This window comes from Streptomyces sp. 8N616, assembly GCF_052246385.1.
In the GTDB taxonomy this organism is placed as follows: Bacteria; Actinomycetota; Actinomycetes; order Streptomycetales; family Streptomycetaceae; genus Streptomyces.
Map to the genome: position 1 here is coordinate 52,785 of NZ_JBQQBY010000012.1, position 24,952 is coordinate 77,736.

The following is a 24,952-nucleotide window of genomic DNA, read 5'->3' on the forward strand; positions in this document are numbered from 1 at the left end:
TTCCCTGACGTTGTCGGCCAACAGTCCAGAGTTCGCCTGCCGACCAACCGCCCTTCTCACAGGCTGTACATGCACGGGCGGCGGCCCGACACCTGGAACTCCGGGGCCCGTCAGGCCCAAAGACTCGCCATAGTAGGCAGATGGAGTAAGCGCAGGCGGTCGGTTGGCGCAGTCTCCGACGCCGTGACGTTACCAGGGCATCGATCTCGTGGCTCTCACCACAGCGGCCGGTGGTCGACCACCCGCAGATCTCTGGAGTGATGAAGCGTGGGACGGCTGATTGATGCCTCTGTCGAACCCCAGGTCGCTCAGCGCTTGCTGGACGAGCCGTACGGCCTCGCCCTCGCTATCGAGGCGCAATCGGTCTTCAATCCATGGCCGTGCTCAATCGATGGTAACCGGGCCGGGCACGGCACCCTTGAATCCGATCGCCGCCCAAGTGATGGGCCCGACGATCCCATCGGGGACGAGCCCGTGCTTCCTCTGGAACTGCATGACCGCGTTCTCCGTGTGGGCGTCAAAGCGACCGCTGGCAGGACACTCGAAGCCTCTTTTGGTCAGCGCGTTCTGAAGTCTCGCCACAATTTGTCCCTGATTTATGTCTCCAGGCCGCTTACTGATGGTCATCGCGTCCCCTCAAGGTGAATCAATGCTGGCTGACTCGCTCCCGCCGATAAACGGGGAGACTTGGCGACGGCGATCGGACAGACCGCTTCGTCAAGGTGCCCTATAGGGGTTTTCAGCGGGGAAGTCCCGTCACAAATATTTTCTCACGGGAGTGCCCGAAGCGCGCGCCGAAGGGGGCCGATGTGCCTAGTACTCCAGCCGGACTTCGGTATTTGTCCTGGTCAACGACTTGGTGGCGAGCAGTGTAGCGGGGGTGTGGTGGTCGCGGGACGGCCTTGGACAATTCGCTCCGCTGACGGGAGGCAGACGGCGACGCCCGGCGGTTGGGGCCAGACCGGTCGTGGTGATGCAATGACTCAAGGCCCTTGTGCGACCCACTACGGCGGTCTTCCAGTGATGGCTCAGCGCGGCTTGGATGAGGAGGTACTGGTGACGGCACAGGATGTCAACGATGTCGAGCAGGCGTTCATCCGGTCTGCGCAGGCCGACGACATCGCGGGAGTGCACCAGCTCCTTCCCGACATGTGGGTCTACCAGCCCATCGTGATGCGCGGACCCGATCAGGTCCAGCACGACGCGGTCGTCTGGCGGGACGGCGACCACCGCTTCCTGCGCACGTATACCTCCAAGCAGCGCGCGACCGAGTTTCTGGCCAGCCACTCCGCGAACGCAGCACCCAACTACGTGTCGGCCGAGCGCTTTACGCACCTGATGCGGGATTGGCCGACGCTGTCCGGGATCGTGATCAACCCGGGCAGCGACTCCGAGTTCCGGCTCGCGCCCGGCGACTTCACCACGGTCACCGGCCCGCGCTGGGCGGCGTTATCGTACGGCGACGACGGCGTGCCGCTACTGCGGCGACTGTCGTCGCACATTGCCCAGGTGGACTGGTACACCACGATGCACGATGACGTGCCCTTCACCGTCTACGTGGTCGTCGCCAAGGTCCGCGCAGACAACGGTCGCCCCGTGTACGACTTCCTGTCCCGCAAGAGCGAGATGCTGGCCGAAGAGCTGGCGCGAGACCTGGGTCCACAGCCGGATGGCCTGCGGTTCGTCCCGCGGTTCGAGGCCGCGCGATTCGCCGGTGTCGGGGTGAACGCGACCGTCGAGGCCGCACCCGGCGCCGACGAGGGCTTTCTGCAGTCCCGTACACAGCGTGCCCTCTACGAGCTCCTCAACCCGATCGCCGACGGGCGCGACGGGGCGGGATGGCCACTCGGCCGAACCGTTGACCGCGCCGTAGTGCGTGAAGCTCTGTCCAACGTTACCGGCGTCGCTGACGTCAGCGAGCTCCGCATGCATGCGTTCGATCCGGCGACCAACGAACGACGCGAGGATGTCGACGAGGTCGAGCTTGCGGTCGACACCACCGTGGTCTCGCTCGACCACAACGTCGTCGTGGTGCCGGCCGAACCACTGCCACCCGCTGCGGAGCCCGCGAGCGCCGAAGTCCAGCCGGTGACTGCCCCAGCCAATTACCGGGCCCGGCAGGCGTCGATCGCCGTCGGTGTCGCGGTGATCCCTGTCGTGCTCGGCACGATTCTGCAGATCACCGACAAAGCCAGCGCCCCCGTCTGGGCCGTCGTGGTCCTGATCGTGTTCACCGGAGTGGCCACGCTGATCGCCACCGTGCGAGCGGCTCGGGCCGACGACGGCTCATCGACGACGAGCGGCGAGCGAGCCCCGGGGAAGCTCGAGGTCAACGACGTCAAGCTGGAACGGGTGGCGGTCGGCCTCATACGGGCTGACTTCCGGGTGACCAACACCGGCGGTTCGACGGTGTCCATTCACGCCGTCGAGTTCGAGTCCGTCGCAGTGGAGCTCGACCTCCTCGTCCTGGGCGTACAGGAGGTGTCTGCCGTGTACGACGTCGACATCACGCCCCTGCAGGCACCTGGTGCCTCGGTCAGCTGCGACATCGCGCAGCAGATCGCCCCCGGCGAGGTTGACCGGTTCGTCATTCAGCTCAAGTCGACCATCCCGCACACGTTCCGCCGGTTCGCCATACGGCCGATCCTGATGACGAACTTCGGGCCGGTGTCCGGACCACTGCTCGAACTCGCTTAGCGTAGTCGGCCGATCCGGCCGAGCCTTCCTCTTCTGTGGGTCGCGTCCACGCGCGGCCCGCCAGTGAGCCGGGCCACACGGGGAGCCGCCGACTCCTTCGCTTCCAGCAGACCCATCGACGGGACGTTGCGAGATGACGCCGACGTCTGAAGACCACGGTCCGACGCCGGTCTTGAAAAGGGCCGCCACCCCGATGCGGGGTGGCGGCCCTTTCGGTTTTCCCGGCCCCTTCGGCCCTTCCGGCCCCTTCGGTCCTACTGCTCGGAGGCCAGCAGTTCCCGCAGTTCGCCCACCGCCTCCCGGAGCCGGTCGGCGAATACCCGCATCTCGTCCGCCACTGCAATCGGCGTGCTCAGGTAGACGTTGAACCGCTCGGGCAGCAGCACATAGGCGACGCCGATGCACCGGCTGCTGGTCGATCCGAAGCCGAAGTACTGGATGTTGGCGGACGGCGCGGAACTGGTGCTCAGGTAGTCGTCCCGCATCGTCACCCAGCCCGGCGTCCGGTACAGCGCGGGCTGCTCGAGCACGCCGAGCTCCGCCCCGCGCCGCCGCTGGATCAGCTCCAGCTCCCACAGGTGCTGCTCGGGCACCTGACCGGCCTGGCACTCCTTGGCCCGGGTCACATGCGCCTCGGCGGCCGCCCGGAAGGCAGCGCGCCGGGTGTCCGCGTCCGCCGCCGGGTCGTCCATCGCCGCCACGAACTCGAGCATCTCCGGGGTGACGACGCGCATCGCCTCGGTCCGCCCGTACCGGTACTGCCGAGTGGCGATCGACTCGTACGTGGCGCCCAAGTGCCCCTTGGCGCGCTGGTGGGCGAGCTGGTAGGCGACCTGGACGAACGCGTCCGGTGAGACCCGGAGGGCCTTGGCGGCGGTGGCGCCGAAGTCCTCGAACGAGACCGTGGCGGTCGCGGTGCTCTCCCCGTACGCCGCGAAGGCGTCGGCCGCCGAGCGCACCTGAGCCCGCAGGGCGTCGTCCAGCTCGAACACGATCGGCTCCAGCGCCGGGAGCCCCTGGGAGCGGGCCCCGGACTGCCGGGAGTGCTCCTCGGCCGGGGTGCTGAGCAAGGCGTCGGTGAAGCTGAGGATGGTGGTCCCGTCCAGCTCGCAGTGCTCGACGTTGATGCCCGCCCGGCCGTCGGCGAAGACGATGAAGGACACGGCCTTGTCGAACCAGCGGTTGCCGCGGTCGCCGTACAGCAGCTCGTCGCAGGTCCCCTGGGTGTCCGCGGGCGCGAAGTCCTCAAGACAGACGCAGAACAGCGCGGTCTCGACGTCGTCCAGCGCGTCCGCGTTGCGGGGGTGGCAGGCGAGCAGGGACTCCCGGGCGGCCGCCCACTCCGCGCGGGCCATGGTGGTGAGGTGGCCCACCGAGGTGTCCGCGGCAGCCGGCTCGGCGCCCGCCTTCATGACGGCGTGCAGCCCCGCCTCGATGTCGTCGAGGCTGTGCGGGACGCCGTCCGCGCCGAGCACGTCCAGCCGGAACATGCTGCCCCGGAAGAACACCACGATGTGCCGGGCCTTGGACGGGCCGGGCGACTCCTCGGAGTAGGGAGCGCGTACGGTGTCCTGCTGCGCGCCGGGGATCCGGGTGGTGGAGAACAGGTAGGCGTTCTGCACCATCGACTGAGGCACACCGCGCTGGACCACCGGCGGGATGAGCCCCTGGTCGAGCTTCCCCTTGTAGTTGAGGGCACCGGCGATGAGCCCGGCCGCCCGCTCCACCTGCGGACTGCCGGAGTCCTGGAACAGGAAGAAGAAGTTGGCGTTGAGCGCGATCCGGTCCCGGCGGCCCAGGTAGCGGTACGGCCAGAAGGTGTCGAGCCAGCTGTGCACGCCCTCCTGGGCGTCGTACTCCTCAAGCGCCGCGTGCAGCACCCGGCCGGAGCCGCCGGGCCGGAGGAAGGCGGCCACCTCCTCCTCGGTCACCGCCTGCTCTTCGGGGCCCAGCAGCGGGGCGCACCAGGCGAGGAACCTCTCGCAGCTCGCCTCCAGCGTAGGCAGCGGAACGCGCGGCAGGCTGTCTTCCTGGGCGAAGGTAGGGACGGGTGCTTCACCCTGACTGATGTTCAATTCCGTTCTCGATTCAGATCGTGGGGACCTGTTGTTTCCTCGCGGGCGTCGAGCCCACCGGCCGGAGGATCTGAAGTGTCGTACGGCCGGGAGAGGTAGAGCTGTGCGTAGAGCCAGCCTTCCGCCTCCAGGCCCCGAGCATCCACCCCGACGGCCGACATCCTGTCCAGTACGAGCGCCTGTTCCTCCGGGGAGGCGAACCGCCGCTGTTTGAACACCTCTTCGATGCGGACGGTCCGGTACCCCAGGCCGGCGAGCGCCCGCTCGATGGGATCGAACGGGAACATCCGCAGCACGAAGTGCGCCATCCAGGGCCGGTGGCCGCCCTGCGCTCGGACGACGCGTGTGAGGGTCCGCTCGGTGACGTAGCCGAGGCAGCCCGTCGAGATCACCAGGTCCGTTCCGGCGAACTGGGCACGCTGCTCCGGTGTGAGCTCGCGCTCCTCCAGGTCGGCGTGGACCGCGTCGTCGAGGAACCCGGCCTCGAGCGCGTAGGACAACGCACTGCCGGAGGTGTCCAGGCCGACGAAGCGAGGGGCGTTTGCGGGTTGGCGCGACCGCGACAGTTCGCGATCCCGGGCCAGCATGGCCTCGCGAGTCCACGCGTCGGACTCTGGGTGGGACTCGGCGTTGGACTCGGCGTCGGCCTGCGCGTCGGCCTGCGCGTCGGCGCCGCCGTCCTCGCCGCAGTAGCGCGCGTACAGCTCGTCCATGGTCGCGTCGTACTTCAGCAGGGCGGCGTTGATTCCGTACGAGCACCCGATGTCCAGCACCTTCGGCGCCGCGACGTGCCGGGACTCCCGGAACTCCTTGATGAGCTTCGCGAAGTAAGGCTTGGCCTGTTGCGGAATGCAGTAGCCGAGCGGGCGCAGCACGCTGAAATACGTACGCGGATCGGGCTGGGTGTAGATGTGGTCGAGCGAGACTTTTCCGTTCGCGTCGAAACGCACAGGGCTTACCCTCCGTGGATCGCAGAGTGGGGAACAACGGCCTACGACGACATCACGTCCTCACATCCTCACGTCCTCGCCGACCGCTAATCCAGCAGTCGGTCGCCCCGGACGGCCCGGCCCTCGGCCACCAGATGCTCGGGCAGTACCCGGCCGAAGAGCTGCCGGGTCCGTGCCACGCTCCCGATGACGCCGGGGCGCTCGCTGTAGGCGAAGATCGCGGAGTGGCGCGCGGCCTCGCCCCGGACGGGGCTGACCCGGTGCAGCGAGTAGCGGCCCTTGAACAGCTGCAGGTCACCGGGTCGCAGGGGGAGGCGCCGGATCATCCGCTCACCTCGGCCGTCCAGGACGTCCCGGACGTCGTCGAAGTTCTCGTCGCGCGCGGACCTGATGTTCGGGCAGTACTCGAAGGCGCCGCCGGCCTGCGCCTCCTGGGTGAGCATGCTCACGGTGAACTCGTTGGTGTCGAAGTGCCACGGGTGCTCCATGCCCGGCTCGACGACGTTGAGAACCAGCCCGGAGAGCGGGTCCGCGAGCTCGTGCAGCTGGGGCAGTCCGAAGCAGCGGGCGATGAAGCCCTGGAACACCTGGTGGGAGTAGAGCCGGCTGATGAGGGAGCCTGCGGGGACGCGGTCCCGCGCGACGAATGCGTTGCCCCGCTGGAAGGTCCGCCGGCCGGGGTGGTCCTCCGGCAGAGCCGAGTCCACGGCGATGTTGTAGACGTTGACGGTTTCGACGTCGAAGTGCGCCAGGGGGGCGATGGCCGCGCACTCCTGCCGCAGGAGGTCGCGGAGCGACGGACGGATGAAGTCCCGCAGCACGGTGCAGCCGAGTGTCTGCAGCTCGCGCCGGGCACGGGAAACCACGGCCTGTCCCTCGGCGCTCTCGAGTTCCGACAGGGGATACCGAGCCGTGTCGACCACCTGGTCAAGGGTAATGGCTTCCAAAGTGCTCATTCGATCCTCTCCACGTGCGGGCAGACCGTCCCGAGCCGGATGCCCCCCGCCGGCCTGCAGTCCCGCCTCCGACGCCCCCTTAGGGGCGACTTACGCGGTTTGCATGCCGTCCGGTCCTCACCTTCGGCTCTTCAGCAACAGAACTGAGCGGTAACGCAGTTGAAGCTTCCATATCGCCGCGCAAGTTGTCTGTGACACGTCACACTGTGCCGAGGCGGCGCACCTGTCTCGACCTCAGTCACTCGGCCAGTGACCGCCTGGCGACCCGGTCCAGCTGTTCAGCGAACACCTTCCGCGCCTCCGGCGTCAGCGTCGTCAGCGCCACCATGGCCGTCACGATGACGTCGCACAGCTCGCTCTGCACGTCTTCCCACGTGTGGCTGTCGCCCTTTCTGGGGTTCTGGCCCATGGCGCCGATCACGGCCTGGGCGGCCTCGCCGACTTCCTCGGAGAGCTTCAGCACTCTCAGCAGCCTCTCCTGCTCGGGAGACAGGCGGCTCTCGCGGTTGAGCCAGGCGGTGAGTCGGTCGACGGTGTCCCAGGCGGCGTCACGCATGGACGCCATTGTCCCCGGGAGCCCGGGGGAGCCGCCACGCGCTCCACCGGCTGAGCCTTAGGTCCGTGCCCGTGATCGTGGCCCTGCCCGCGCCGCAAGGAGGACCTCTTCGGCCGCGGCGAGGATCTCCGTTACGCGGAGGCCGAAGCGGACGTCGCACGGGTGCGGTGCGCTCGTGCGGGCGGCGGTGAGGAGGGCGTCGACGGCGCGCTGGAAGGTGGCGACGGCATCGCCGCCGGTCTGCGGGAGCGAAGCCGTCCCGTGCTCGCCGCGCAGCTCGACGTACGCCCCGGCCGCGGCGGGCGGGGCGGTCAGGCTGAGCGTCGCCGTGCTGGATGCGCCGCCCGCGTGCCGCAGCACCACGTGAACGGTGTCGCCGGGGCCCCGGGCGGCCGTGACCCCGGCCGGGCCGGACAGGCAGGCGGCGTCGCCGAGCGCGGGCAGCAGGATGGACAGCGCGTGCGGGCCGACGTCCCACAGGGCGCCCTTCTCGCGGCGCCACGGCGAGGCCGCGTACGGGTTGCTGCCGTCGCCGGAGAACACCGTGCTGAGCCAGTCCACCCGGCCCGTGAACCAGCCGCCCGCCGCGGCCTGCTCCTCGATCCAGGCCGCGACCGCCGGGTCGAAGCGCAGCGTGAAGAAGACGACGGAGGCGACGCCGGAGCGCTCGGCGGCTTCGGCGACCCGCCGGGCGTCCTCGGCGACCGTCGCGACGGGCTTGTCCAGGAGGAGGTGGCAGCCGGCGTCCGCCGCCTGGACCGCGAAGCCGGCCTGCACGTCCGGGGGGAGCGCGATGGCGACGGCCTCGCAGTCGGCGAAGAGCGCGGCGGGATCGGAGTACGCGCGCGCGCCGTGCCGCTCCGCTATCGCCCCCGCCGCCTCAGGCCTGCGGCCCCACACCCCGGTGAGCTCCACCTCGGGGTGCGCGGCGAGCGCGGGCGCGTGCACGGCGTCCGCCCAGGGGCCCGTACCGAGCAGTCCGATGCGCATGGGCTGTCCCGCCTTCCTCGCCGCTGCCGCCCCGCTGACCAGCGGCAGCGTACCCGGGGGCGGCCTGCCCGCGGCCTCCCTGTTCCCGCCTCCTCTATCGGAGCACCGGGTAACACGTGGTTCACATTCGAGCAATGGACGGGAAATCGCGTATTGCCAAGCTGCCCCGGTACTGACCGCAGTCCCGCACCGCCTGCGCCGAGAATAAGGACCGCCCGTGACCTACAAGGCCGAATACATCTGGATCGACGGCACCCAGCCGACCGCCAAGCTCCGCTCCAAGACGAAGATTCTCGCCGCCGGCGTGGAGCTGCCGATCTGGGGCTTCGACGGGTCCAGCACCAATCAGGCGGAGGGCCACGCCTCCGACTGCGTGCTCAAGCCGGTCTTCTCGTGTCCCGACCCGATCCGCGGCGGCGACGACGTCCTCGTCCTGTGCGAGGTCCTCAACACGGACATGACGCCGCACGCCTCCAACAGCCGCGCCGCGCTCCGCGAGGTCGCCGGGAAGTTCGGCTCCCAGGAGCCGATCTTCGGCATCGAGCAGGAGTACACCTTCTTCAAGGGCAGCCGTCCGCTCGGCTTCCCCGAGAACGGCTTCCCGGCCCCGCAGGGCGGCTACTACTGCGGTGTCGGCGCCGACGAGATCTTCGGCCGCGAGATCGTCGAGAAGCACCTCGACAACTGCCTGAAGGCGGGGCTCGGCCTCTCCGGCATCAATGCCGAGGTCATGCCGGGCCAGTGGGAGTTCCAGGTCGGCCCGCTGTCCCCGCTGGAGGTCTCCGACCACCTGTGGGTGGCGCGCTGGCTGCTCTACCGCACGGCCGAGGAGTTCGGCGTCTCGGCGACGCTCGACGCCAAGCCGGCGAAGGGCGACTGGAACGGCGCGGGCGCGCACACCAACTTCTCCACCAAGGCGATGCGCGAGGGCTACGAGCCGATCATCACCGCCTGCGAGGCGCTGGGCGACGGCGACAAGCCGCTGCTGCACGTCGAGAACTACGGCGTCGGCATCGAGTCCCGGCTCACCGGCCAGCACGAGACCGCCCCGTGGAACGAGTTCAGCTACGGCGTCTCCAACCGCGGCGCCTCGGTCCGCATCCCGTGGCAGGTCGAGGTCGACCGGAAGGGCTACATCGAGGACCGGCGTCCGAACGCGAACGTCGACCCGTACGTGGTGACGCGCCTCATCGTGGACACCTGCTGCACGGCCCTGGAGAAGGCCGGCCAGGTCTGATCCGCGCTCTTTTCTCAAGAGCTGTTACGCCACGAGCTGCCTTCTCCACGAGCTCCCGGCGCCCGCCGTCCCCGCAAGGGGCGGCGGGCGCCGCGCGTTCCGTATCAAGAGGAGCAGGGCGCCGGAATTCCGTATCAACAGGTGACCGGGCAGAGCACTCCCGCCGGCCCTTCTGCTTCAATAGGGCCATGGCCAGCTTCCAGAACTCTTCGCCGGGTCGCCGTGACCTCGAGCCGTTCTGGCCTTCCCGGCAGAATCACGACTTCGACCGGGTGTGTTGCCGCGCGTTCTCCGCGCAGGCCCTCTCGCACCGCTGACGCCGCACCCGGCGAAAGCCGGCCGCCGGTCAACGGAACCGGCCAAGGCCCGCGCGCACGACGTCCACCGACGACTTCTCGCGCGAAAGAGCTGAGCTTCATGACCGACACCCGTTCGCTGTCCGCCGCCGCTCCCGTCAACTCGTCTGCCATCAACTCGCCTTCGGTCAGCCCGTCGGCGACGCTCGGCCGTCACCGCCTCCGGGCCGTCGACCGGGACGAGGTGGTGCACGTGTCGGACTTCCTGCCGCCGGGGGCCACCTGGCTGCCGGCGCCGCAGCACACCGTGCCCACCCTTCCGGGGCAGCCGCCGATGGTGGGCTACCTGGTGCTCGTACCGGCCGATGAGCCCCCGGCCGGGCTCGCCGTGGCCGCCGCTGCGGCAGCCGGTACCGCCGCCGTCTCGCCGGTGGCGGAGCAGGAGGGCACCGGCCCGGTGCGAATCGACACGGCGCGGCGCACCGCGCAGGTCGACGGCAGCCCGCTGGACCTGACGTACCTCGAGTTCGAGCTGCTGGCGCACCTCGTCGCCCACCCGCACCGGGTGCACAGCCGTGACCACCTGGTCACGACGGTGTGGGGCTACGGGCATGTGGGCGACGGCAGGACCGTCGACGTCCACATCGCCCGGCTGCGGCGCAAGTTGGGGCCCGCGCACCGGGACTCGATCGTGACGGTGCGGCGCGTGGGCTACAAGTACGCGCCGCCCGCGGTCTAGAAGACCACGGGCGGTACGTCCGCAGGGCTCCGGCGCCCGGTCGCCATGGCCTCGGGCGACGCGGCCGAGCCCGGACGCCGGGCCCTCGGCGGACCCGATTCCCCAGCATGACCTTGCCCGCTCGGGGTCAAGGTCATGAGGTGGATGGGAGGACCGCGGGAATCAGCCCCCTGCTGCGCGGCGGCGGGCTGTGGCTCCGATCAGAGTGTCGGCTGCCAGGAAGGCCGCCAGTGGGATTCCGAGCAGCGGGATCAGCCAGCCTGCCACGGCCGCCGCGACGAGCAGCGGGAGCAGCACCGGCAGGGGCACCCGTCGCCACGCGCCGCGCGGCATGGGCCTGCCGAAACGGAGACGGCGGTCCTGCGTGGGCCTGCGCTGCCACCACATCACGTAGCCCCACACGATCAGCAGGATGAGCCCGAGGGCGAGCCCCATCAGCAGGAGCTGGTTGACCAGGCCGAAGGCCAGGCCCTGGTGGGCGTCGATGCCCCAGCGGGTGAGCTTGGCGAGCAGCGGGTGGTCCGCGAAGCGCAGTTCGTCGGTGACCTCGCCGGTGGCCGGGTGCACGGCCACCGCGTCCAGGTGCACCGGCCAGTGCTTGTCGGTCTGCTTGACGACGTACGCGGTGCCCTCCTCGCTGGGCGCGGCGATCTCGATGGGACCGCCGGTCAGCTTCCGCTCCTCGGCGATCTCGTAGACCCGGTCGATGCCGATGTCCTTGCCCTGGCCGCCGGCGTGCTCGTGGCCGCCGGCGTCGCCGTGCCCGGAGTGGTCGTCGCCGTGTCCGCCGCCCGCGTCGCTGCCGTCCAGCGTGGCCGTGACCGCCGGGGTGGCGCCGCGCAGCTCCGTGCGCAGCACGTCGATGTTCTCGCCCGCGTACGTCGACCAGGTCAGGCCGGTCGCGGAGAGGAACACCAGGCCCAGTACGGCCCAGATGCCCACCGCGCCGTGCCAGGACATGGTGCGCCGCCGCCCGGTCGCACCGCGCTCGGGCAGCAGCAGGCCGCGGACGCCGCCGGAGCCGCGCGCGGTGCGCCTGCGCCCGATCCACAGGAGCAGGCCGCCGAGGGCGACGACCCACAGCCAGCTGGCGGCGATCTCGCTGTAGAGGCGGCCGGGTTCGCCGAGGTTGAGGTTGCTGTGGAGTCCGGAGACCCAGGCGCGGAAGGGCAGGGCGCCCGACCCTCCGTAGCTCTCGAGAGCGCCGCGCACCTCGCCGGTGTACGGGTTGACGAAGACGGCGAGTGACTTGTCCTCGTCCACGCTGGGGTCGCTGAGCAGGACGCGCGTCGTGGCGCCGGTTTCCGCGGAGGGCCAGACGGCGGTGAGCGTGCCGTCGGGGTGGGCGTCGAGTGCGGCCTCTACCTGGCGCGCGAGGGGGACGGTCGTCTCGCCCACGGGGACGCGGAGTTCGTGGGCGTAGACGGCCTTCTCGATCTGGAAGGAGGCGGCGTAGAGCAGTCCGGTCGCGGCCGCGACGAGCAGGAAGGGGGCGACGAGGAGCCCTGCGTAGAAGTGCAGGCGCAGCACGAGCGGGCGCAGAGCCGCCCGCGCGCTCGTGCGGCCACCGGCGGCTGGGCTCGGTCCGGACGCCGCCCGGTCGTCGGGCGTGCGCTCGGCGGTCGTTACCTCGTCGTCGGCAGTCGTCTCCGGGCCGGGCGGGGCCGGCCGGGTTTTCTCGTTCCCCTTTGCGGGGTCCTCAACGGACATGGAAATCCTTCGCTTTCGGCGGCCGCATACGGGCATGGGCCGTACGGGCACGGGCATGCCGTTACGCGGCGTTGGCAGATGGGGCCGACCGCCCCGGCCTGGGCCGGGGTGTGCCGGATCGCGCCCGGGGGTGAGTGCCCACCGGGGCGGTGCCACGCCCATCGAGGGCCTGTCCCGAAGGGGCGTCGGATCCGGTCAGGTCACGACCGGTCAGATCACGGGCGGGGGGGCAGGGCGTCAGCGGGCGCGGTGCTACCGAACACCGTGCCGTACGGCGGCCCGCGCCGCGAGAGGACATGTGCAAGGAGTGCGCTGCGCAGCCGCCCGGCGACGGCGGCCGCGCGCAGCGTGTGGCGTACGGGCCGGAGTACGGCCGTACGCCATGCTCCCGCCGACAGCAGCAGCCGCAGCGGGGTGAAGGCGCGTGCGTCCAGGCAGCGCAACAGCCGGAAGAAGGCGGACTCGCCGCGCCACAGCCACATCGCGCAGGCCAGGCCCGCCAGGAGGTGCACGGCGAGCATCGCCCTGGACCCGTCGGCCGCGGAGCCGAGGTGGAACAGGTGGCTCAGGTGATCCAGAACTTCCCCGTCCGCGGCCACGGCACCGGATCCACCGACGGCGTCGGCCGCCGCGGCCGCGGCCGGCATGGCACCCGCGCCCGTGCCGTCCATGTCACCCATGCCGTCCGAGAACTGCGTCGCACTGGGCCGCGGGCCGTTGTGCCCTCCGGCGAAGATGAGGTGCAGGCCTCCCTGCACCGCCATCAGTCCGGCGCCGATGGACAGGACACCCCGCCGCCGCCCCGCTCCGAGCCAGGCGGCGGCGGTTGTGACGCCGAAAGCCGCCAGCAGCGCCTGCCACGGTATGTGTTCGCCCGACGCCACAGCGTGCCCGGCACCTGCCAGGACCACGCACACCGCCGCGAAAACCGCGGCCCGTACGTGTCGCAGCAGCGAGCACCGGGTGTCGTCCGTCATGGTGCGCACATGCTGCCACCCCGTCGATGCCGGGATGGTTACGACGGCAGATTGTCCTGGTAAACCGGGCCGCTCAGGGCCCGGTGCGCGCTCGCCGCGCGGCGGGCGACCCCCGGGCAGCCGGTGCTGGTGCTCTCGCAGCACGTCGAGCAGCTCTCCGCGCGAAAGTTGCTGGCGGACGGCGACGGCGGGGTGGGGTATCTGCCAACATCTTCGGGACGCTGCGGCTGCCGCCCTCGGATGACGACAACTGCCGGGTACTTGCCGTACTCGCGTATCTCGACCAGGGGTAGGGCGGAGATCCCTCGGCCCAATTTGCCTTATTTTATAGGGCAGTTGGCACTCCATTGCGGAATACCGCGACCACCCGAATGCAGGGCTCGGAGCTCGACCTCGCAGGTTCCGCATCATCTGATTGTAGTGAATCGCCACCCTGGTGCACCGGCGGGAAGGTGTGGATTGATGTGAAGAACACACGCCCTTCGGTGCTTCATATGAGCTTCTTCTTTTTCGTAACCCCCCTGTCGCCCGGTGCCGTTCTCGCGCAATCCTGAAGACATCGACCCGAAATCGTATGACATCGCAGAGGTTGGTGGTTGAGAGAGGAGAGGCCGTGCGCTCGGAACTGAACTGGGAATACGCGTGGCGTCGAACCGCTGCGCCGGACGCCCCGATGTGGAAGCGAGGCGAAGCGGTCGACGTCGAGCGGGGGGACGGGCCGACGTGGCCGCGCGTCCAGGCAGGACGGCGCCGACTCCGGGATGTGCTGGGAAATCTCGTTTCCTGGCGCGGTGTGAGAAGCCGCTGCACAGATGTGGGTTCTTCGGCCGGTCGGTCCTGTGCGATTGTCCTCGGCGGCGGCGTATGGCCGGATTCCGATGATGACCGGCTCGACGAAGAGCTGACCGTCGTGGCCCGCCTGCCGGCCCCGGCGAATTTCGTCCAACTGGACGTGCTGATGACCGTGTACCGCCCCAGGGCCCTCTTTCTGAAGTCCTCTCTGGAATACCTTGATGGGCGGCTGATGAACCTCTGCCTGGCCCATAGTGTCGATCTCCTTCTTCTCGCGCGCCCCGCATACGGACTGCTTGGGTCGATGCGGCTGCAACGCGTCGGTGGACTTCCGTGGCTTCGACTGCGCTGGCGGGTCCGGCGCCCCGCGCATTCGTTCTCGAAGCGCGCGATGGATCTCCTGCTGATCGCACTGACCGCGCCGATATCGATACCGGTGATGCTGCTGATCAGCGCAGTGTTGTGCTGGGACGGCCCTCCCCTGTTCTTCCAGGAACGGGTCGGTGAAGGAGGCCGTATCTTCCGGCTCGTCAAGTTCCGTACCATGAAGGTGAATGCGGAGTACGAGACCGGCCCGGTACTGGCCAGGACCGACGACCCGCGTGTGACCACGTTGGGACGGGCGCTGCGTCGTATCCGGCTGGATGAGCTGCCGCAGTTGTGGAACGTGCTCCGCGGTGACATGAGCTTGGTGGGGCCACGCCCAGAACGACCCGAATTCATCGCGGAGTTCCGCCGACTGCCCCACTACGACCTGCGACACCTGATCAGGCCGGGTATCACCGGGATCGCACAGCTCACCGACGGCTACACCGCCTCCGTGAAGGAGAAGCTCCGCTGCGACCTGCTGTATGTGAACAGCCGGTCCGTGCGTCTGGATCTGCGGCTTCTGCTGCTGACGCTCGGTGACCTGGTACGGGGATTTCCCCGTGGCTAGCAGCACGGCGACCGGCTCGGCCGACCGAGTCGCCCGCAACGGCGCCAGCCTGCTGACGGCGCGGGTCGTCGCCGCGGTCGCCAGCATGGTGTCGTTGCCCTTTCTCTACAGCAGCCTCGGAGCACACCGGTTCGGTGTGTGGGTGCTCCTGACCGGTGCCGTGGCGATCCTCAACCTCCTGGATCTGGGGCTCGGTTCCGCCCAGATCCGGGAAGTGGCCCAGGCGTCGGGTGATGGGTGCCCACACCGCGCCGCAGCCGTACTGGGCCTGGGCACCATCTGGGGAATCGGCTCGGGGACGTTGCTGGCCGGCGGGACGATCGTGTGCTGGCCGTGGCTGAGCCGCGCCTTCCACCTGGACGGCTCAGCGGGACAGATACGAGACGCCGCACTGCTTCTGCTGGTGGGCTTCACCCTCGACGGCCTCGGCAGGCCGTGGCAAGCGGTACTGGAGGGAACCCAGCGATACGGCTCGGTGGCGCGGATCACCGGCGGCACCGCTGTGCTGGGGGCGGGACTGGGGGTGTTCATCGCCGCTCGGGGCGGCGGGCTGGTCGCGCTCGGTGCCGGGTCGGCGGCCATCAGCGCGCTGCGCACGCTGGTGCTCGTTTCGGCTGCTCGCCGACGGGTTCCGGGCGTGGGCCCGCAGCTGCGGGGGATTCGCGCATCCGATGTTGCCGCGGTGACCGGCTACGGGATTCCGGTGCAGGTGTCGAATGCGGCCGCCGCAGTCAACGCCGAGACGGACCGGTTGGTGATCGCCGGCTTCTTCTCGCCGTCGGCGGTGGCCGCGTTCGATGTGGGGAGCCGGTTGGCGAACCTGTTGCGTCTTCCGGCAGCGGCCATGTTCACGATCCTGTTCCCTGCGGCTGCGACCGCCGCGTGCGAGGCATCGCCGGACCGGCTGGACCGGATGTACATCGTGACGACCCGGTACCTGGCCGTCTACGTGGCGGCGGGAACCGCGGCACTCGCAGTCTCCGCGGAGCCACTGGTACGGCTGTTCCTCGGCCACCCGGTGCCGCTGGGCGCCACCACCCTCGTCATCGTCGCCCTGGGGTGCGCTGTCAACCTCACCAGCGGCGCCGCTGCCGTGGTGACACGGGCGGAGGGACGGCCGGGACGCGAGACCTGCTATGCGCTGCTGGCCGCCGGTCTCAACATCCTCATGACGATCCCGCTGATAGGGCTGCTCGGGCCCGTGGGGGCGCCGGTGTCGACAGCACTGGCGGCAACGGCAGCCACCGTCTACTTCTTCGTGCACTTCCACCGGGATTCCGGACGGCCGTTTGTTCCGCTGCTCCAGGCGTTGTGGCCACCGGCTGCCGCCGCTGTCACCGCAGCAGGCCTGACCTGGGCAGTAGCACCTGCCCTCCCCGACGGGGCGGGCAGGCTCGGCGCCGCGCTGGCCGTCGTATCGCGCACGGGGACGAGCTTGGTGATCGTCATCGGGGCGCTGGTCGCGCTGGGCTTCTTCACCCGCGCCGACCGTGACCGTCTGCGGACGGTCCTTGCCCGGCTGGCGCGGCATCGCAACGTGGAGGCGGCAACGAATCGGAGGACATGGTGAGCACTGTTTCGACAGCGGAGAACTGCCTGTTGTGCGGGGACGGGTCGTCCGCACAGACGCTCCTGGACGGCTGGCTGCACCAGTGCCGCGGCTGCGGCTTCACCTGGACCGCACGCACGGGAGGCAACCGGGAGTCCGCGCGGATCTACACGGCCGACTACTTCGAATCCGGCGGCTACCGCAGCTACTTCAGCCACAAGGCGCAGTGGCGCCACGAGGCGCGTCGGCGGCTGCGCTGGCTGCTCACGGCCACGCGGCCCGCGACGTTGCTGGAGGCCGGATCCGCAGGCGGCTTCTTCCTGGAGGCGGCCCGCGAGGCCCGCATCGTGGTCAGAGGCGTGGAACCGACCGAGAACTGCGCCAAGTTCGCCCGGGACCACTTGGCGCTGACGATCTGGCACGGCACTTTCGAGACCGCCCCCCTCGACGATCCCGTGGAAGCGGTGTGCGCCTTTCACGTTCTCGAGCATGTCGACGACCCCCGACAGTTCCTGAAAAAGGCATGGTCGGCGCTCACCCCTGGTGGCTGGCTGGCCCTGGAGGTGCCGAACTTCGCCTCCGCGGCGGCACAGCGCCAGGGCCTGTCCTGGGCGGATCTGCAGCCGGAGTACCACAACTGGCACTTCGACCCGCGGACGCTGCAGTCCCTGCTCGACAGCTGCGGCTTCGAGGTCCGGCGCTGGGATACCGTGCTGCCCCGCCACTACACCAGGCGCCGTCACTGGCCGCGTCGCTCGACGGTGTCCAGGCTCGTCACCGACTGGGCCATCTGCGGCTCACTCGGTACGACCCACCCGCGGCTGGGCGATTACCTGCGCGTCCTCGCCCAACGCCCGGCAGATGGGCGGCAGCCATGACATCTCCCGAGGTGTCGGTGCTCGTGGTGAGCTGGAACACCCTCACCGAGACACGGCGCTGCCTGGACGCGCTGGCCTCGTCCGTGGGGGTGGACCATGAGGTGATCGTCGTCGACAACGGTTCGCTGGACGGGTCCGCCGAGATGCTGGCCGCCCGCGACGACGTGTTCCTCATCCGCAATCCCGAGAACCGAGGCTTCGCGGCCGCGGTCAACCAGGCGTACGCGGGTGCGTCAGGCGAGCTGATCCTGTTGCTCAACAGCGATGTGCGGCTGCGCCCGGCAACACTCGCGGCACTCGTCCGGTTCCTGCACGACCGGCGCGAGGCAGCCGGAGTCGCCCCGCTGTATCTGAACCCCGACGGCACCATCCAGCAGCACTACCTCCGGCTGCCGACCTTCACCAGCGCGCTCGCACTGGCCACCGTGCTGCGGAAGCTGCCCGGCTTCCGTGGTGCGATGCGCAGGTACCTCATGGCCGGGGAGGCGTTCTCTCGCCCTCGGCCGGTCGAGCAGCCTTCGGCGAGCTGTCTGCTGCTGCGGCGCAGTGTCCTCGGCCCGCACAGAATCCTCGACGAGCGCCTGCCGATCTACTTCAACGATGTCCTGCTGGCCCGCGCCCTGGCCGACGCCGGCCACGAGCTGTGGATGACGCCGAACGCCGCGGTCACGCACACCCTCGGTGCCTCCACACGCCTGCTGAGCGCTGCCTCCCGGTCCCGCCACCACCTCAGCGGCCTCACCCGCTATCTGCAGTGCACCCAGCCCGGTCGGCGGCTTGCGTTGTTCCGGGCGCTGGTCTTCTGGGACCGTGCCGCGCGCCGGATGCTGCGGTTCCACGGCCACCTGGGACTGCGGGAGGTGTGCGCGGCGCTGCGCGGGGATCCAGGCCCTCTGCCCGACGGCGACCGGCGCCCGTGGGTCGTCATGTTCAGTGGTGTTGGATGGTCGGTCGGCTGCCAGCGCCAGCACGCCCTCGCCCGGCAGCTCGCCTACGCCCACCGCGTGATGTTCGTCGAGCCACCGGGGTGGCATCCGCGCTGGCGGTTCACGGTCCAGCCGGTCGGCCCCTCGCTCTGGCAGGCGACCGTGCCGGGTGTGCTGCCCTTCGGCCGCCAACTGCCGCTGGTCAACCGCCTCAACCGCCGGGTCGCCGCGTGCCTGGTCCGCCGTTGGCTGGACCGGCGCCCCGCTGCCCGCGTCCTGTGGATCGATGAGGACCTCGCCGTCCCGACCGTCGGCCAATGCGGCGAACGCGCCGTGGTGTACGACGTGGCGGACCTCGACTGGACCTTCACCCGCCGCTGGAACCGATGGCATCTGCGGCGGGCCTCCCGGGCCGCGTCCCGCATCGCCGACCTGGTCGTCGCCTCCTCTTCAGCGCTGCCGGCCCGCCTTCCCGGTGCACGGCGCCGGCCGGCGGTCGTGCCGAACGGCTGCGACCCCGACCTGTTCACCGTCGAGGGCCCGGTCGCCGACTGGGTCGCCCGCCTGCCCCGCCCACGGCTCGGCTACGTCGGCGCGGTCGACACCCGCGCCTTCGACGGCGAACTGCTCGCAGCGGTGGCCCGCCGCCACCCCGACTGGACCTTCGTGGTGGTGGGGGCCTCCACCCGGCCTGGTCGAGCCGCGCTGCGCGGCCTGCCCAACGTGCACCGACGGGGGCAGATCCCTCTCGAGGACGTCCCGGCGATCCTGCGTGGATGCGACGTATGTCTGCTGCCCTACCGTCTCGGCGGACTCATCGACTACGTCCACCCGAAGAAGCTGTACGAGTACCTGGCCCTGGGCAAGCCGGTCGTGGCCACGCCCCTGCCCGCGCTCACCGAGCTGCCGGACGGTCTGGTCCGTCTCGCCGCCGGCCCGCACGCGTTCACCAGCGCAATCGAGCAGGCCCTCGAGACCGCCCCATGCCCTGAGACGCAGTCGCTCCGGCGGGCCGCAGCGGTGCCGCACAGCTGGACGGCGCGGGGCGAGACGGTGCGCCGACTGCTGGCCGACCTGCTGGAGGCCGACCCACCATGAAGCCCTACCCCCGCGTGCTGCCGGCCGGGGCCGCCGCCGGTGCCTTCGGTGTCGCCGGCGCAATCGGTGCCGCCGGCGCTGCGACCAAAGAGCTGCTGCCCGGCCGCCTCGGCATCCTCGGTGTCGGCGCCGAGGTGTGCTTCCTGGCCTTCTCCCGATGGCCGTATGCCATCCTTCCGGCCGGAATCGTCGGCGGCACTGTGGCCGTCGGCGCGCTGGGCGACACCCGGGTCAGCCTCGTCGTAGCCGTACACGCAGGCATCCTGGCCATCGGCTGCCTCGCGCTGCTCGCCCGCCGCACCCTGCTGCGCACCGACGACCGGCCGACGCGCACCGCCGCCGACGTGCCCATGCTGGCCGTGGCGGGGCTCTTGCCACTCGCGGCCGCGCACGGCCTGGCCCGCGGCAACCCCTCGCACGAGGTGATGGTGGCGACCTACGAATTCGCCGTCATCCCCGGCTACTTCTTTCTCACCACCTACACCCTGCCGAATCGCCTGGCGATGAAGAAAGCGGCGGTGTGCTATCTCGTCGGGGCCGCCGCGCTTGCCGCCGCGGAGCTCACCATGCCCACCCGGCACGGCGGATTGCTGTCGGCGCTTGCGCTTCCGCCCCTGCTCGTAGCGGCAAGCCACGCCCGCGGCTGGAAGCGCGCCGGCTTGGCCGTGCTCATCGCCCTACTGGGCGTGGATGCCGTTATGGCGGGGTACCGCGCGGTCTGGCTGGCAACAGGACTGGCTCTGCTGGTCCTTCTGGTCAAGGGAAGCTGGCAGGTCAGGCGAGGCATCCTGACGGCCGCCATGGCTGGAGCCGTGCTGGTCCCACTGGCCGTGGCCGTCAGTCCCGGGCTCCAGGCCCGGGCGTCGCTGGCCGTCGACCAGGTGCACCAGTCCGCCGGCCACCGACTGCCCGAAGCGGCCGTCGGGATGGACGTGTTCATGGCCCAGCCACTGATCGGGGGCGGGCTCGGACACGTCACTCCGCCGGTGTATCTGCCGGATTACACGGTCACCACGGTGGGACCGGTCTACCACGTCTTCTACGTCATGGTCCTCGCCAACCTTGGACTGGTGGGCCTGCTCGTGCTCTGGCCCCTGCTGCGGGCCATCCGGACCAGCCTGGCGGCACCTGACGACTACGCCGTGGCGTTCGCTGCCCTGACCTGCGGCTTCCTCGCGGCCGTGGCCTTCGCCGGCCCCACAGACGGTCACTGGGAACTCGGGCTGCTGCCAGCCGTCGCCCTACTGACCAGCCAGACAGCCCTCAGGCCTCCGGCCCCCGCACGAGAGAAGCCGTCATGAACGAACTGCACGCCACGGCGATCGTCGTGACCCACAACTCCGCCGTCCATATCGTCGACTGCCTGGCAGCTCTGCGTCGGACGGGCGCCGCTGTGCGGGTCATCGACAACGCGTCATCGGACGACACCGTGAAGCTGATCACCAGATGTTTCCCCGAGAGGAAGCTCGTCACGAACCCGGTGAACGTCGGCTTCGCGGCGGCCGTCAACCAGGCCCTGACCGGGATCACCACCGACGTCACCTTGCTGGTGAACCCCGACTGCGTACTTCCGGAAACCACCGCCCGAGGCTTGGTCCGCACCATACGCACACAGCCGCACGTCGGTATCGCCGGGCCCCGCCTTCTGCACCCGGACGGCAGGGTGCTCATCAGCGCCCACCCATTCGAGACCTGGACCACCGTGCTGGCCAGCCGGTTCGGAGCCGGCCTGCTCCCGGTGGGCGTGCGCTGGCTGTTGTGCGGGAGCCGGCGGCGGCGCGCCTACGACGCCTGCCGGGCACCCGGCCCGCCCGTCCCCGTGGACTGGCTCTCCGGAGCCTGCCTCGCTGTGCGGACCACGTTGCTCCACAAGCTCGGGGGCCTCGACGAGGGCTACTTCATGTATTACGAGGACGAGGAACTGTGCCTCCAGGCATCGCGGCATGGTTTCCGCGTGCTGTACGTGCCTGCGATCGAGGCCATGCACGTCGGCGGCGCCAGCAGCAGCGACGACCCGACCCAGGTGTGGCCGCACCTGTACCGCAGCCTGCTGCGCTTCTTCGCCCGCCACCACCGCCGCAGCTATCCCCTGGTACGAGCCACCGTGCTGCTGCGCGCACTGCTGGGCGTCGGCACCGCCCTGGTGCGCCTGCCCGCGCAACCGCGAACCGCGCGGGGCCGCGCCCGCGCCTGGAGACAGGTGGGCCGACTCGCCGTCACCGCCCGTCCATCCCCCCTGGAAAGACAGCAGCCATGCGCATCCTGATCATCGCGGTCGGCAAGCGAACCGAGCACTGGATCAGCCTCTTCGCCGCGCTGGCCGACCAGCCCGGCACCGAGCTCACCGTCTACGCCGCCGACGTGTCCGCGCTCACCGCCCGGGCACTCCACGACCTGGCGTCAGACCAGAAGCACTTCCGCTACCACGTCGTCCCCCACCTGCTCGGCGAGGACCGCACCGGCCACATGGCCTCCGTGATGTTCCACCCGGGCAGCGCGCGGAGGCTGCTCTCGCGGCGACCCGACGTCGTCCACATCATCGGCGAGGCCGCGTACCTGTCCACCCGGCAGGCCATCAGGCTGCGCAACCGGTACTGGCCCGGTGTGCCGGTCACGTTGTACGCCGCTCAAAACGTCGTCATGCGGCTTCCGTTCCCGTTCCCCATCCTGGAACGACGCACGTACCGGGCCGTCGATCACGCCTTTCCCATCACTCCCTCGGCCCTGCGGGTCCTGAGAACGAAGGGCTACCGGGGACCGGCCACCATCGTCCCGCTGGGTGTCGACACCGACCGTTTCACGCCTCGCGAGGCACCTCGGACGCACCCCTTCACCGTCGGGTTCGTCGGCAGGCTGGAACCGCACAAGGGAATCGGTGATCTGCTGCGCGCAGCGGAGCGTGTGGATTGCGATCTGCTGGTCGTCGGAGACGGCAGCCTGCGCGGCGAAGTCGAACGAGCGGCGTCCGATCGCCCCGGACGCGTCGAGCTTCGCCCGTGGGCCGACCATGCCGAGCTCCCCGCCCTGATGAACCGCATGAACGTGCTCGCGCTTCCGTCGGTCGAAATCGTCCAGCGCAACCTCGTCCCGTGGATCGGCATCCCCTTGCGGGAGCAATTCGGCCGTGTCCTCGTCGAGGCCATGGCCTGCGAAATCCCCGTGGTCGGCAGCGACACCGGAGACATCCCCCATGTCATCGGGCCAAGCGGCCTGGTCTTCCCCGCGGGTGACGCGGACGCACTCGCCGACCGGCTCGGACAGATCCGCGATGACCCGGCCCTCGCCCGGCGACTGGCTGCCAGTGGACTCAGCCGTGCACGCGAGGAGTTCAGCTGGCGCCGCATCGCTGAAGCACTCCACTGCGCATGGCAGCGACTCGCCACCCCCGCCGGCCGGCTTCGTCCCGGCCGGCCCCCCGACTGCCCCCCAGCCCCGGCCTACCACCGGCAGGACCGCATCGAAAGGAGCCCCGAGTGACGCTGTCGATTCCTGTCATGACCCTGTACCAGGTCGCGCGCCGAGCGGGCATCCCGCTGCTGATGCTCTGCGCCGGGGCCGGCGGCGCCCACGCGGTGACCGAACTCACCCCGCCCACCTACGAGTCGAAGGCATCGATCCTGCTCATCAGCAACGTCTCCGCAAGCAAGGAGCGCACCCCGATGCCCTACCCGGGCACCACGCAGACCCTGGTCCCCACCGTGGTCCGCCTCGGCGAATCGGACACCGTCGCCCGTGCCACCGCCGCCGCCACCCGCCTCCCCGCCGAACTCGTCAGCGGCCACATCGACGCGGACGCCCAGCCTGACGTGCAGATCGTCACCCTGACGGCCTCAGCGGGAACGGGGGCCAGGTCTGCCACCATCGCGAACGCGGCCGCACGGGCGGTCAGCGCCCACCTGGAGCGCAGGCCGCTGAGCGCGGATGGCTCCATCAAGGCCCAGCCGCTGGACGAGGCTGCGCCGCCGCGGCGGCCGGTCACTCCCGATCCCCTGCTGAACGGGGCGCTGGGCAGCCTGCTCGGCCTGCTCACCGGTATGGGCGTGGTGTCGCTGCGCGACCGCCTCGATGACCGGATGTACTCGACGGTGGAGATCGAGTCCGAGCTCGGAGCACTCAGCCTCGCGGTGGTCCCACGACTCTCCCACCGGCTGAGGCGCCGTGGAGCACGCATGGCCTACCAGCGCGCCGACATCGCGGACTCCATCCGTACCGCCGTGGCCACGCTCGCCGCGGTACCCCCCGCCCAAACCTGCCAACGCCTCCTGGTCACCGGCGTGTCCAGCGACGACGGCGACGCCGTGCCCGCCGTCCTGCTCGCCCTCGGGATGACCGAACAGCATGAGCGGGTCACCCTGGTTGAAGGGGAACTGCACCGTCCGACGGTGGCCCGCCACTTCCCGGAAGCACACCGGCAGACTCTGCAAGAGCTGCTGGATGCGGACGGTGCCCTCTCACCTCAGCCGGTGATCACGTCCGACAGGCTGTGCGTGGTCCCCGCCGAGCCGACCGACCCCCAGTGCAGCGCGGCCCTGTTCCGCAGCAAAGCGTTCGAAAAGGTCCTCGCCCACATCGCCGACCGCAACGACGTGATGCTGGTTCACGCACCACCGCTCCTCGGCAATGCGGACGCCGCCGCCCTCGCCCGCCACACCGACGCCGTCATTCTCGTCGTACGAGCCGGCGCCACACGAGCCCGGCACGCACACCGTGCCCTGCACCTGCTGCGAAAGATCGGCACGCCCATCGCGGGCATCCTCATCCTCGACTCCACCTCAGGTGAAGCCCACGCCAAGGGTGGCGCCGCCGGGCCGCTGGCAACGGCTCCCGGCCACCTCCCCTCGCGCCTACTGCGCCCGGCGTTCCACGGCGCCCACGCCACGGAGCGGAGCGACGATCCGGCTACCCGCAATGGCGCCGGACCCCTCTCACCGCACTCACCGGAAGGAACTCTGTCATGAGCAACCGCCCCGTTCCCCACGCGCTCGCGGAAGGCGTCATCACCCGCGCACGCATAGCCGCCGACGACGCACGGCGAGCAAGGCGGCGCCGCTGGACCACGGCCGCCGCTTCGGTCGGTATCGCGCTCGCCGCCCTGCTCTCCGCCGTCACACCCGCCCACGCTACGGCGGCGAACCCGTCGGTCACCGCTGCGGCGCCAACCGCTGACTACCCCCCGCCGGCATGCGCTCTGACCCTCAGCTCCACCGTGGTGCGCGCCGGTGGGAGCCTCACCGTCTCGGGCCGGTGCTTCAGGCCCTTCTCACTGGTCAGCGTCCGCCTCGATTCCGTGCTGCTGGCCCAGGACGTCGCCAACGGCAGCGGAGTGGCCACCGCTACGGTCACCATCCCGCGGACCACCTCGTCGGGTGTGCACCGGATCAGCATGAGCGGCGTGGACGCCAATGGTGCCCCGCTGACCGAGTCGGCGTCGATCCTCGTCACGCCGCCGGCCTCCGCCGCCCTGGCCTCCGCGGGACCGCGCGCCTCTGTGTCGCTGCCGGCGGCCGGTGCACCAGCCCCGGTGCCGCCCCTGATGGACCTCAGCGCTCTCGCTCCGTGGCGCTGGCCGGCCACCCGTGACTGAGACAC

General features: G+C 70.3%; 20 protein-coding genes and 1 pseudogene. 13 read left to right on the plus strand and 8 right to left on the minus strand.

All coding sequences use genetic code 11. The annotated features are described in order from the left end of the window. Positions 1-384 precede the first annotated feature (384 nt). The gene (locus ACTWQC_RS13140; RefSeq protein ID WP_443315818.1) at positions 385-627 is read right to left on the minus strand and encodes a peptidoglycan-binding domain-containing protein; all 243 of its coding nucleotides are present in this window, start codon (positions 625-627) and stop codon (positions 385-387) included. A gap of 429 nt (positions 628-1,056) precedes the next feature. Here ACTWQC_RS13140 and ACTWQC_RS13145 point away from each other — a divergent pair, with 429 nt between their 5' ends. Beyond that, positions 1,057-2,697, plus strand: coding sequence for a hypothetical protein (locus tag ACTWQC_RS13145; RefSeq protein WP_443315819.1), 1,641 nt, complete (start codon positions 1,057-1,059; stop codon positions 2,695-2,697). Between the two features lie 254 nt (positions 2,698-2,951). Here ACTWQC_RS13145 and ACTWQC_RS13150 read toward each other — a convergent pair whose 3' ends face one another. The 5 genes from ACTWQC_RS13150 to ACTWQC_RS13170 form a co-directional block, all read right to left on the minus strand. Then, entirely contained in the window at positions 2,952-4,772 is a 1,821-nt protein-coding gene (locus tag ACTWQC_RS13150) for a choline/carnitine O-acyltransferase (protein ID WP_443315820.1), read from the minus strand. Next, complete coding sequence (locus tag ACTWQC_RS13155; protein WP_443315821.1) at positions 4,769-5,722, minus strand: class I SAM-dependent methyltransferase; 954 nt, start codon at positions 5,720-5,722, stop codon at positions 4,769-4,771. Before ACTWQC_RS13155 ends, ACTWQC_RS13150 begins: the two co-directional genes overlap by 4 nt. Before the next feature lie 86 nt (positions 5,723-5,808). Then, the gene (locus ACTWQC_RS13160; RefSeq protein ID WP_443315822.1) at positions 5,809-6,678 is read right to left on the minus strand and encodes a HalD/BesD family halogenase; all 870 of its coding nucleotides are present in this window, start codon (positions 6,676-6,678) and stop codon (positions 5,809-5,811) included. Positions 6,679-6,916: 238 nt separating this feature from the next. Continuing rightward, positions 6,917-7,234, minus strand: a complete 318-nt coding sequence (locus ACTWQC_RS13165) for a MazG-like family protein (RefSeq protein WP_443315823.1) — start codon at positions 7,232-7,234, stop codon at positions 6,917-6,919. A 57-nt stretch (positions 7,235-7,291) separates the two neighbouring features. Continuing rightward, complete coding sequence (locus ACTWQC_RS13170) at positions 7,292-8,224, minus strand: Gfo/Idh/MocA family protein (RefSeq protein ID WP_443315824.1); 933 nt, start codon at positions 8,222-8,224, stop codon at positions 7,292-7,294. A 217-nt stretch (positions 8,225-8,441) separates the two neighbouring features. On the opposite strand from ACTWQC_RS13170, the gene glnII reads away from it, so the two are divergent. Together glnII and ACTWQC_RS13180 are read left to right on the plus strand one after the other, a co-directional pair. Continuing rightward, the gene (gene glnII / locus ACTWQC_RS13175; RefSeq protein ID WP_443315825.1) at positions 8,442-9,461 is read left to right on the plus strand and encodes a glutamine synthetase; all 1,020 of its coding nucleotides are present in this window, start codon (positions 8,442-8,444) and stop codon (positions 9,459-9,461) included. Between the two features lie 417 nt (positions 9,462-9,878). Further along, positions 9,879-10,496, plus strand: a complete 618-nt coding sequence (locus ACTWQC_RS13180) for a winged helix-turn-helix domain-containing protein (RefSeq protein ID WP_443315826.1) — start codon at positions 9,879-9,881, stop codon at positions 10,494-10,496. A 162-nt stretch (positions 10,497-10,658) separates the two neighbouring features. Here ACTWQC_RS13180 and ACTWQC_RS13185 read toward each other — a convergent pair whose 3' ends face one another. Further along, positions 10,659-12,206 (minus strand): PepSY-associated TM helix domain-containing protein, encoded by a 1,548-nt coding sequence (locus ACTWQC_RS13185; protein ID WP_443315827.1) that lies wholly within the window; start codon positions 12,204-12,206, stop codon positions 10,659-10,661. Positions 12,207-12,421: 215 nt separating this feature from the next. Next, complete coding sequence (locus tag ACTWQC_RS13190) at positions 12,422-13,183, minus strand: hypothetical protein (RefSeq protein ID WP_443315828.1); 762 nt, start codon at positions 13,181-13,183, stop codon at positions 12,422-12,424. 81 nt (positions 13,184-13,264) lie between these two features. Between ACTWQC_RS13190 and ACTWQC_RS13195 the strand changes: the two are divergent. The 10 genes and pseudogenes from ACTWQC_RS13195 to ACTWQC_RS13240 form a co-directional block, all read left to right on the plus strand. Then, a pseudogene (locus ACTWQC_RS13195) lies at positions 13,265-13,387 on the plus strand (DNA-binding response regulator); the annotation flags it as partial. A 409-nt stretch (positions 13,388-13,796) separates the two neighbouring features. Further along, positions 13,797-14,912, plus strand: a complete 1,116-nt coding sequence (locus ACTWQC_RS13200; protein ID WP_443315829.1) for a sugar transferase — start codon at positions 13,797-13,799, stop codon at positions 14,910-14,912. Continuing rightward, positions 14,905-16,482: a lipopolysaccharide biosynthesis protein gene (locus ACTWQC_RS13205; protein WP_443315830.1), complete on the plus strand. Its 1,578-nt coding sequence runs from the start codon at positions 14,905-14,907 to the stop codon at positions 16,480-16,482. Before ACTWQC_RS13200 ends, ACTWQC_RS13205 begins: the two co-directional genes overlap by 8 nt. Continuing rightward, positions 16,476-17,339, plus strand: a complete 864-nt coding sequence (locus ACTWQC_RS13210) for a class I SAM-dependent methyltransferase (protein WP_443315831.1) — start codon at positions 16,476-16,478, stop codon at positions 17,337-17,339. The genes ACTWQC_RS13205 and ACTWQC_RS13210 overlap by 7 nt, the downstream gene beginning before the upstream one ends. Next, complete coding sequence (locus ACTWQC_RS13215; protein WP_443315832.1) at positions 17,336-19,363, plus strand: glycosyltransferase; 2,028 nt, start codon at positions 17,336-17,338, stop codon at positions 19,361-19,363. The genes ACTWQC_RS13210 and ACTWQC_RS13215 overlap by 4 nt, the downstream gene beginning before the upstream one ends. Continuing rightward, the gene (locus tag ACTWQC_RS13220) at positions 19,360-20,664 is read left to right on the plus strand and encodes an O-antigen ligase family protein (protein ID WP_443315833.1); all 1,305 of its coding nucleotides are present in this window, start codon (positions 19,360-19,362) and stop codon (positions 20,662-20,664) included. Before ACTWQC_RS13215 ends, ACTWQC_RS13220 begins: the two co-directional genes overlap by 4 nt. After that, positions 20,661-21,629 carry a glycosyltransferase family 2 protein gene (locus ACTWQC_RS13225; RefSeq protein WP_443315834.1) on the plus strand — a complete coding sequence of 323 codons (969 nt, stop codon included), beginning with the start codon at positions 20,661-20,663 and terminating at the stop codon, positions 21,627-21,629. Before ACTWQC_RS13220 ends, ACTWQC_RS13225 begins: the two co-directional genes overlap by 4 nt. Continuing rightward, on the plus strand, positions 21,617-22,840 hold the full coding sequence (locus ACTWQC_RS13230) for a glycosyltransferase family 4 protein (protein ID WP_443315835.1): 1,224 nt from the start codon (positions 21,617-21,619) through the stop codon (positions 22,838-22,840). The genes ACTWQC_RS13225 and ACTWQC_RS13230 overlap by 13 nt, the downstream gene beginning before the upstream one ends. Further along, entirely contained in the window at positions 22,837-24,321 is a 1,485-nt protein-coding gene (locus tag ACTWQC_RS13235; protein ID WP_443315836.1) for a hypothetical protein, read from the plus strand. The genes ACTWQC_RS13230 and ACTWQC_RS13235 overlap by 4 nt, the downstream gene beginning before the upstream one ends. Continuing rightward, a complete protein-coding gene (locus tag ACTWQC_RS13240; RefSeq protein WP_443315837.1) occupies positions 24,318-24,947 on the plus strand; it encodes a hypothetical protein in 630 nt (209 codons plus the stop codon). The genes ACTWQC_RS13235 and ACTWQC_RS13240 overlap by 4 nt, the downstream gene beginning before the upstream one ends. Positions 24,948-24,952: the final 5 nt, after the last annotated feature.

What these genes read in the sequence shown, in the direction of transcription:
- ACTWQC_RS13140 (WP_443315818.1), bottom strand. Translation starts at nt 627, where the DNA reads ATGACCATCAGTAAGCGGCCTGGAGACATAAATCAGGGACAAATTGTG.
- ACTWQC_RS13160 (WP_443315822.1), bottom strand. Translation starts at nt 6,678, where the DNA reads ATGAGCACTTTGGAAGCCATTACCCTTGACCAGGTGGTCGACACGGCT.
- ACTWQC_RS13165 (WP_443315823.1), bottom strand. Translation starts at nt 7,234, where the DNA reads ATGCGTGACGCCGCCTGGGACACCGTCGACCGACTCACCGCCTGGCTC.
- ACTWQC_RS13170 (WP_443315824.1), bottom strand. Translation starts at nt 8,224, where the DNA reads ATGCGCATCGGACTGCTCGGTACGGGCCCCTGGGCGGACGCCGTGCAC.
- ACTWQC_RS13180 (WP_443315826.1), top strand. Translation starts at nt 9,879, where the DNA reads ATGACCGACACCCGTTCGCTGTCCGCCGCCGCTCCCGTCAACTCGTCT.
- ACTWQC_RS13185 (WP_443315827.1), bottom strand. Translation starts at nt 12,206, where the DNA reads ATGTCCGTTGAGGACCCCGCAAAGGGGAACGAGAAAACCCGGCCGGCC.
- ACTWQC_RS13190 (WP_443315828.1), bottom strand. Translation starts at nt 13,183, where the DNA reads ATGACGGACGACACCCGGTGCTCGCTGCTGCGACACGTACGGGCCGCG.
- ACTWQC_RS13210 (WP_443315831.1), top strand. Translation starts at nt 16,476, where the DNA reads ATGGTGAGCACTGTTTCGACAGCGGAGAACTGCCTGTTGTGCGGGGAC.
- ACTWQC_RS13215 (WP_443315832.1), top strand. Translation starts at nt 17,336, where the DNA reads ATGACATCTCCCGAGGTGTCGGTGCTCGTGGTGAGCTGGAACACCCTC.
- ACTWQC_RS13220 (WP_443315833.1), top strand. Translation starts at nt 19,360, where the DNA reads ATGAAGCCCTACCCCCGCGTGCTGCCGGCCGGGGCCGCCGCCGGTGCC.
- ACTWQC_RS13225 (WP_443315834.1), top strand. Translation starts at nt 20,661, where the DNA reads ATGAACGAACTGCACGCCACGGCGATCGTCGTGACCCACAACTCCGCC.
- ACTWQC_RS13230 (WP_443315835.1), top strand. Translation starts at nt 21,617, where the DNA reads ATGCGCATCCTGATCATCGCGGTCGGCAAGCGAACCGAGCACTGGATC.
- ACTWQC_RS13240 (WP_443315837.1), top strand. Translation starts at nt 24,318, where the DNA reads ATGAGCAACCGCCCCGTTCCCCACGCGCTCGCGGAAGGCGTCATCACC.